The sequence below is a fragment of the Protofrankia sp. Cr1 genome, from assembly GCF_963555865.1.
Lineage (GTDB): Bacteria > Actinomycetota > Actinomycetes > Frankiales > Frankiaceae > Protofrankia.
In genome coordinates this window covers 1-8,178 of sequence record NZ_CAUVXO010000046.1, presented here as the reverse complement: position 1 = coordinate 8,178, position 8,178 = coordinate 1, and the positions used below count along the sequence as shown (strand labels likewise).

The window sequence follows — 8,178 nt, the reverse complement described above, 5'->3', positions numbered from 1 at the left end:
CGCCGGTCAGCTGGCCACGCCGGTCAGCTGGCCACGGGGGCGGGCTTCGGGCCGGTGCTGCGCATGTTGACGAGCCGGCCGAGGAGATCGAACCAGAACGGCGCGCCGAGCGAGAGCGCGAGCGCGGTGAGCAGCCACCCGAAAATCTTCAGCGCCCAGTCGCCCACATCACCCGGGATCCGCCGGGGATCGGAACGGTCGGAGTCGAGCCCGCTCCACCCCAGTGGGAGACGCAGCGCCGCCGCATCCCGCACGGCGTTCACGGCCCGGTTCGCGGCATCCTCGGCGCCGGCGGCCGGTGAGCTACTCGCAGCGGTCGGGACGAGCTGGGCGGACGCAGCCTCGACCGCGGCCGTCCGCAACGATCGATTTTCCCACAGCGCGTTGGTGAGCGCTATCGCGTCCAGGTTCAGCGCCAGGGTGAGCAGCAACGCGTAGACGAGCAGGAACCGCTGGACGCGCCTCTTGTACCAGCCGGAAAGCCTGTCCATGGTGTCGTCGTACCATTCGGCGAGTTCAGCGATGATCCGATCACGGTCGTGGCCCGCCCGGGTGACGATGCCGGTCAGCGCCAGCCGGAGCGGGGAGTCCGCGGGCAGCTTGGCCACCTCGTCCAGAAGCGACCCGACCGGTTGCGCGGCGGCGAGCCCGACGATGGACGCGGCGATCCTGCGGCTCTCCTCGGTCGCCGCCGGGGACGCGACAAGAGCGTCGGACAGCGCCGCAGCCGTGGTGTCGGTGAGCGACTGATGCGCGTCGCGCAATGCCGTGCGGGCGGTCTCGGGGATCGTGGCGTGGTCCATCCGAGCGAGCAGGACCCGCGCGGGCGGTTCGACCATGTCGAGCACGCCGCGCGCAAAGGCCGTCGACGGGATGTAGGACGGCAGGCGCATCCGGCGGGCCCGCCGCCAGGCGCTGGTCGCCACCGGCGCGGCCCCCAGGTCGGGTACGACTCCCGCGTGCCCGCCCGAACGCAGGCCCCGCAGCGGGCCGTCGAGGAGCGTGGCCGTCCGGCTGGTGTCGGGGGCGGCGCTCGTGGCGTCAACGGGCCGATCACCGAAGAGGCGACGCAGCTCGGCCTCAAGCTGCCGGCCGCGGTAGCACATCAACCCGAACACAGCCTCGTTGATGCGGGAAACCGCCACGCTACCGATGGCGAACACGAGGATGAGCCCGATCGGGACGTCCACGATGGCTGAGTCCGGCACGCCTTACCCCCGGGTTTGCGCACTATCGGCATTCTGGCGTTGGGAAGACTACTGTGCCCCGGTCTGGCGTGCTGTGGTCCGGCTCCAGACAGCCGGTCGCGGGCCGGTCGCGGGCCGGTCGCGGGCCGGAAACCGGAGGCCGGAAGGCGCCAGCTGTGGGCACAGGAAATTCACAGGAGATACCCGGCTGTGCCACAGCTGACGTCGGCACTGTGTTTGCATGAGCCCCATGGCGTTACTCCCCAACGGGCCGGAATCCCCTGGCGGGTCGGCCGGCGAGGTGCACCAGACGACGCGGCAGGCTGCCCACCAAACGGTGCAGCAGACAACGCCTCAGGCAACGCCTCAGGCAGTGGCTCAGGCAGTGGCTCAGAGCACGCGCCAGCCGCTCCCGGCGCTGCGCCGGGTGGACGGCACCGCCCTGCGGGTGCTCGTCGTGGACGACGAACCCGCGCTCTCCGAGCTGTTGTCGATGGCGCTGCGGTACGAGGGCTGGGAAGTCCGCATCGCCGGGGACGGGCTCAGCGCGGTACGCACGGCCCGGGAGTTCCGTCCCGACGCGGTGGTGTTGGACGTGATGTTGCCCGACATCGACGGCCTGGAAGTGCTACGGCGACTGCGAACGGAGGCCACCGACGTCCCGGTGCTGTTCCTGACGGCTCGGGACGCTGTGGAGGACCGCATCGCCGGGATCACCGCCGGTGGCGACGACTACGTGACCAAGCCGTTCAGCCTGGAGGAGGTCGTCGCCCGGTTGCGGGGTCTGATGCGCCGGGCCGGGGCCAGCTCCGCCCGCACATCCTCCGAGCTGGTGGTCGGTGACCTGACCCTGGACGAGGACAGCCACGAGGTCCGGCGCGGCGATGACCTGATCGAGCTCACGGCCACCGAGTTCGAGCTCCTGCGCTTCCTGATGCGTAACCCACGCCGGGTCCTGAGCAAGAGCCAGATTCTCGACCGGGTCTGGAACTACGACTTCGGCGGCCAGGCCAACGTCGTCGAGCTCTACATCTCCTACCTCCGTAAGAAGATCGACGCCGGTCGGACCCCGATGATCCACACTGTGCGCGGTGCGGGTTACGTCCTCAAGCCCGGCGAACAGTAACCATGAGTAGCCGCACTATGGGAACAAGCAGCCGACGTCTCGGGTGGTCGCTGCGGACCCGCCTGGTTGTGGGCCTGGTCGGTCTGCTCGCGGCGGTATCCCTGGTGGTGGGCGTCGCCACCGAGGTGGCCCTGCACGACTTCCTGGTGGGACGCCTCGACGACCAGCTGACCGCCGCCGTCACCCGCTCCCAGGATGCCCTCGGCCAGCCTTCCGACAACCGTGCCGGGCAGCTGCGGTCATCGAACGGGGCCACAAACGGAGCCACAAACGGGGTACCGAACGGGGTACCGGATGGGGTACCGGGCTTTCATCCGGCTTTCTTGTTGCCGCCGGGCCAGTCCGCGGGTACCCTTGGAGCCCGCCTGACCGCCGGTGTGGTCTCGGATGCCGGGATCATCAGCGATGACGGCTCGCTTGCACCCCTGGACGCCGGGGCCGCGGCGGCCCTGACCACCGTCCCGGCCGACGAACATCCGCACACGCAGACGATCGGCGGCAACGGAGAGTTCCGGCTGATCGCCCGCCAGATGCCCGACGGCACCGTGCTCGTGACCGGCCTGCCGTTACGCCCCATCCAGGCGACCCTCTCCCAGCTGGCTGTCGTCGGAGCCGCCGTCGCCGGGATCGGACTGCTCGCCGCCGCGTTCGCCGGCACGGCCATCGTCCGCCTCACGCTTCGGCCGCTGCGACGCGTGGCGACCACCGCCAGGCGGGTCGCCCAACTGCCGTTGGACCGCGGCGAGGTCGCGCTGGCTGAGCGCGTCCCGGAGGCGGACACCGACCCACGGACCGAGGTCGGTCAGGTCGGCGCGGCGCTCAACAGCATGCTCGGCCACGTCGGCGCGGCACTCGCGGCACGCCAGGCCAGCGAGATGAAGGTCCGTCAGTTCGTCGCGGACGCCAGCCACGAACTGCGGACCCCGCTGGCCGCCATCCGCGGATACGCCGAGCTGACCCGCCGCGGCCGCGACCGGGTGCCCCCCGACATCGCCCACGCGCTGAGCCGGGTGGAGTCCGAAGCGACCCGGATGACCAGCCTGGTCGAGGACCTGCTGCTCCTCGCGCGGCTGGACGCCGGACGTCCCCTCGACACCGAAGCGGTCGATCTGTCCCGACTCGTCGTGGACACGGTGAGCGACGCCCACGCCGCCGGGCCCCACCACCGCTGGCAGCTCGAGCTGCCCGACGAGCCGGTGATCGTCACCGGCGACACGGCCCGCCTGCACCAGGTGCTGGCCAACCTGCTCGCCAACGCCCGCACCCACACCCCGCCCGGCACGACGGTCACCGCGAGCCTGCACGCCCGCTCCCCGGGCCTTGCCGTGCTCGCCGTGCTCGACGACGGACCCGGCATCCCACCTGATCTTCTCCCGTCCGTGTTCGAGCGGTTTGCCCGCGGCGACGGTTCCCGTTCCCGCGCCGCCGGCAGCACCGGGCTGGGCCTGGCCATCGTCAGCGCCGTCGTCACCGCTCACCACGGCACCGTGGATGTCACGAGCCGCCCTGGTCAGACGGCGTTCATCGTCCGCCTGCCGACGCACGTGCCGGCCATGGTCCCCGGGCCCGCAATGCCAGCCGGGGACGCGATGCCGGCTGGGGTCCCGATGCCGGCCGAGGCCCCGATGCCGGGTCGCCAGCCCACGCCGCGGCTGACGTCCGCGCCTCGAGCCGAGACCGGTTCACAGGAAAGGCACAGCTTCGGCACAAGGGGGCGACAGGTCCCGGACCGACTGTAGGTCCATGCCCACAGCGACCGTCACCCCGCAGGACGCACCTGGTCGGACCGCCCCGCGGGCCACCCGCACGCCCGTCCCGGCCGCCCGCCGGCCCATCCTGGCAACCCACCCCGCGGCAGTGCTGGACGTGGTCATCCCCGTCTACAACGAGCAGGCCGACCTGGAGCCGTGCGTACGCCGCCTGTACGCACACCTGACCAGGACCTTCCCGTACCCCTTTCGGATCACGATCGCCGACAACGCCAGCACGGATGCGACCCTGGCCGTGGCGGAAACGCTCCAGGCCGCCATCGCCGAGGTCACCGTCGCCCACCTTGAGCAGAAGGGCCGCGGACGCGCCCTGCACACGGTCTGGTCGGCATCCGACGCCCCGGTGCTGGCCTACATGGACGTCGACCTGTCCACGGACCTCGCGGCGCTGCTGCCGCTGGTCGCCCCGCTGATCTCCGGACACTCCGATCTCGCGATCGGAACCCGGCTGGCACGTGACTCGCGGGTCGTCCGCGGCGTGAAGCGGGAGATGATCTCCCGCTGCTACAACCTCATCCTGCGCGGCACGCTCGCCGCCCGCTTCTCCGACGCCCAATGCGGGTTCAAGGCCATCCGCGCCGACGTCGCCGCGCAGCTGCTGCCCCTGATCGAGGACACCGGCTGGTTCTTCGACACCGAGCTGCTCGTCCTCGCCGAAAGGTCCGGACTGCGCATCCACGAGGTTCCGGTCGACTGGGTCGACGACCCCGACAGCCGCGTCGACATCAGGGCCACCGCCCTGGCCGATCTCAAGGGCGTCGCCCGGGTCGGACGTGCCCTGGTCACCGGAGCGCTGCCCGTGCGCGACCTGCGCCGCCAGCTCGGCCGTGCGCCGCTGGAGCCGGCCGTCCCCGGCGTACCGGTCGGTCTGCCCGGACAGCTTGTGCGGTTCACCGGCGTCGGGGTGGCGAGCACCGCGGCCTACCTGGTGCTGTACCTGCTGCTGCGGGGCACGGTGGGGGCGCAGGCCGCGAACCTGCTCGCGCTGGCGCTCACCGCGGTCGCCAACACCGCCGCGAACCGGCGGCTGACCTTCGGGGTACGCGGGCGCGCCGGCGCCGGCCGCCACCAGCTCGAGGGCCTTGTGGTCTTCGGCCTGGGGCTCGGGCTGACCAGTGGGTCACTGGCCGTGCTCAGCGCGCTGGCCAGCCACCCCGGACGGCCCCTCGAACTCGGCATCCTGATCGGCGCCAACCTCGCCGCGACGGTCCTGCGATTCGTCCTGCTGCGCGCCTGGGTCTTCCACCCGCACCGCCGGCAGGCGTGAGCCCGGCGGGGGGCGTCGGCATCCCCCCCGACGCCCCCCGCCGCCCCCAGCGTCCGCACCATCCCGATCACACGCACCATCCCGATCACATCCTGACTGGAGAAACGCCTGTGTCCACCTCGACTCTGCTTCCCCCGGCCAGCTCGCCGGGACGGCATCCGACTGCAGAGCCCCGTCGCGACGACGGGGAGCGCCCGCCGACCGGACTGCGCCGCAGGCTGCGCGGACCCGAGACCGACCCAGGATGGGTCCGGCCCGCGCTCCTGACGCTGCTCGCCGCCACCGCCGTCCTCTACCTGTGGAACCTCGGCGCGTCCGGCAACGCCAACGACTTCTACGCAGCGGCGGTCCAGGCCGGCACCACGAGCTGGAAGGCGTTCTTCTTCGGCTCCTTCGACTCGTCCAACTTCATCACCGTCGACAAACCACCGGCATCGCTGTGGGTGATGGAACTGTCGGGCCGGATCTTCGGTTTCTCCTCTTGGAGCATGCTCGCCCCACAGGCGTTGGAAGGCGTGGCAGCCGTCGGGCTCCTGTACGCAACCGTGCGCCGGTGGTCCGGACCGACCGCGGGCCTGCTCGCCGGCACGGCGCTGGCCCTCACCCCGGCCGCGACACTGATGTTCCGCTTCAACAACCCGGACGCGCTGCTCGTCCTGCTCCTGGTCACCGGCGCTTACTGCACGGTGCGGGCGATCGAGTCGGCCAGCACGAAATGGCTTGCGCTGGCCGGGGTTGCCATCGGCTTCGGCTTTCTCACCAAAATGGGCCAGGCACTGCTCGTCGTTCCCGCATTCGGCCTGGCCTACCTGATCGCGGCTCCGACCGGGCTGCGCCGCCGGATCCTCCAGCTTCTCGCCTCCGTCGGCGCCCTTCTCGCCGCGGCGGGCTGGTGGGTCACGATCGTGTCGCTGTGGCCGGCGTCCGCCCGCCCGTACATCGGCGGCTCGACGAACAACAGCGTGCTTGAGCTGGCATTCGGCTACAACGGCCTCGGTCGCCTGTTCGGCGGGGCCGGCAACGGCGGCGGTGGCGGTACCCGGGCCGGCGGTGCCGGCGGTGCCGGCGGGGGCGGTTTCGGGGCCGGTGGCGGTTTCGGGGGAAGCACCGGTATCACCCGCCTGTTCCGCTCGGAAACAGGCCTGGAGATCTCCTGGCTGCTCCCCGCGGCGCTGCTCAGCCTGGTCGCCGGCCTGTGGCTCACCCACCGGGCACCGCGCACCGACCGCACCCGGGCCGCGATCATCCTCTGGGGCGGCTGGCTGCTCGTGACGGGGATCGTGTTCAGCTACATGCAGGGCACCATGCACCCGTACTACACGATCGCGCTCGCCCCGGCCGTTGCGGCGCTGGTGGCGATCACCGGACGGCTCCTCTGGCAGCAACGGGAGACCTGGTTCGCCCGGATCAGCGCGTCCATGATTATCGCGGGGACCGCAGGTTGGAGCTACCACCTGCTTGCTCTCACCCCGGGCTGGACTCCGTGGCTGCGCTACACGGTTCTCGTCTGCGGCGCGGTCGCGATCGGCGGCCTGCTGACCGGACGACGCATCCTGCGCAAGGGCGCGATCGTGGTCGCGACGGCGGCGTTGCTCACCGGCATCGCGGGTACGGCCGGCTATGCCGCCAGCACTGCGTCGCACCCACACACCGGCTCACTCCCGGCCGTCGGTCCGGGGAGCACCAGCGCCATGGGCGGTCCCGGTGGCGGACCTTCCGGTGGGCGGTTGTTCGCGGGAGGAACCCAGCCCGGCGGCGCCGGGGTGAACGGCTCCACAACCAGCGGTACACCCAGTGGCACAACCAGCGGTACAAACGGCGGAACATCCACCGGTCAGCCCGGTGGATTCGGCGGAGCGGGTGGATTCGGCGGTCAGACCGCCAACGCCGAGCTGGTGTCGCTGGTGCAGAAGACCACCAGCACCTGGGCAGCCGCCACGGTCGGCTCCCAGAGTGCGGCTCCCCTGGAGCTCGCCAGCGGAAAAGCAGTTATGTCCATCGGCGGATTCAACGGCAGCGACGGCACACCGACCCTCGCCGCCTTCCAGGCCTATGTCTCCGCCGGAAAGATCCATTACTTCATCGCCGGCTCCGGTGGCGCAGGGATGGGCGGCCCGAACAGCAACGGCACCGGAAGCGACATCGCCACCTGGGTCGAGGCACATTTCACCTCGACCACCGTCGGCGGCCAGACGGTCTACGACCTGACGCACCAGACGAGCTGACCCACCCGAGCGGTAGGTGGAAAAGGCTGCCCTGATGGCCGTTTTCACCTACCGCTGGACGGCATTCGGCCGAGCGGTAGGTGAAAAAGCACGCTGGAGCGACAGAAGCCACCTACCGTCGGCATAGCGCAACGGCCAGCGCAACGGCCAGCGCAAGGGTCAGCACGCGCAACGGCCAGCACAAGGGTCAGCACGCGCAACGGCCAGCACAAGGCCGCGGGCGCCACCGCGAACCGGTGGCGCCCGCGGTTTTCCTTGCTGTCCGGGCACGGGCCGGCGCGGGCCGCCACCGATGTCGGTTCGACCTGATCATTCGACCTCGTCAGCCCCTGGCCAACACCTGGCCAACACCTGGCCAGACTCAAGCCGCACTGCACCTGGCATCCCACAGCAGACGCACAGCAGGTACTCAGCCCGCGCCCAGCCCATGCTGATTAGCTGTTTGTGGACAAGAAATTCCGGGGAAGTCAGCCGGCCGCCGGGCGTGCGATCCTCGTTTTCGCGCACGCCCGGCGGCCCCAAAGAAAGCCAGCCAGCCAAAGGAGATTGCCATGAACTCGTCGCTTTCAGCTCACGGCACCAGCCGGGACAACGGCCTGTCGCA

At 70.9% G+C, this 8,178-nt stretch carries 5 protein-coding genes; 4 read left to right on the top strand and 1 reads right to left on the bottom strand.

Annotated elements, in window-relative coordinates; genetic code table 11:
* Positions 1 to 23: 23 nt before the first annotated feature.
* On the bottom strand, positions 24 to 1,208 hold the full coding sequence (locus U9980_RS06710) for a hypothetical protein (RefSeq protein ID WP_322767140.1): 1,185 nt from the start codon (positions 1,206 to 1,208) through the stop codon (positions 24 to 26).
* A 364-nt stretch (positions 1,209 to 1,572) separates the two neighbouring features.
* Here U9980_RS06710 and U9980_RS06705 point away from each other — a divergent pair, with 364 nt between their 5' ends.
* From U9980_RS06705 to U9980_RS06690, 4 genes are all read left to right on the top strand, one after another.
* Complete coding sequence (locus U9980_RS06705; protein ID WP_322754082.1) at positions 1,573 to 2,313, top strand: response regulator transcription factor; 741 nt, start codon at positions 1,573 to 1,575, stop codon at positions 2,311 to 2,313.
* A gap of 2 nt (positions 2,314 to 2,315) precedes the next feature.
* Complete coding sequence (locus tag U9980_RS06700; RefSeq protein WP_322767139.1) at positions 2,316 to 4,052, top strand: sensor histidine kinase; 1,737 nt, start codon at positions 2,316 to 2,318, stop codon at positions 4,050 to 4,052.
* A 4-nt stretch (positions 4,053 to 4,056) separates the two neighbouring features.
* Complete coding sequence (locus U9980_RS06695) at positions 4,057 to 5,349, top strand: glycosyltransferase (RefSeq protein WP_322767138.1); 1,293 nt, start codon at positions 4,057 to 4,059, stop codon at positions 5,347 to 5,349.
* Between the two features lie 110 nt (positions 5,350 to 5,459).
* Positions 5,460 to 7,574: a glycosyltransferase family 39 protein gene (locus tag U9980_RS06690; RefSeq protein ID WP_322767137.1), complete on the top strand. Its 2,115-nt coding sequence runs from the start codon at positions 5,460 to 5,462 to the stop codon at positions 7,572 to 7,574.
* Positions 7,575 to 8,178 lie beyond the last annotated feature (604 nt).

Coding starts and splice junctions, on each gene's coding strand:
- U9980_RS06700 (WP_322767139.1), top strand. CDS start 2,316: ATGAGTAGCCGCACTATGGGAACAAGCAGCCGACGTCTCGGGTGGTCG.
- U9980_RS06695 (WP_322767138.1), top strand. CDS start 4,057: ATGCCCACAGCGACCGTCACCCCGCAGGACGCACCTGGTCGGACCGCC.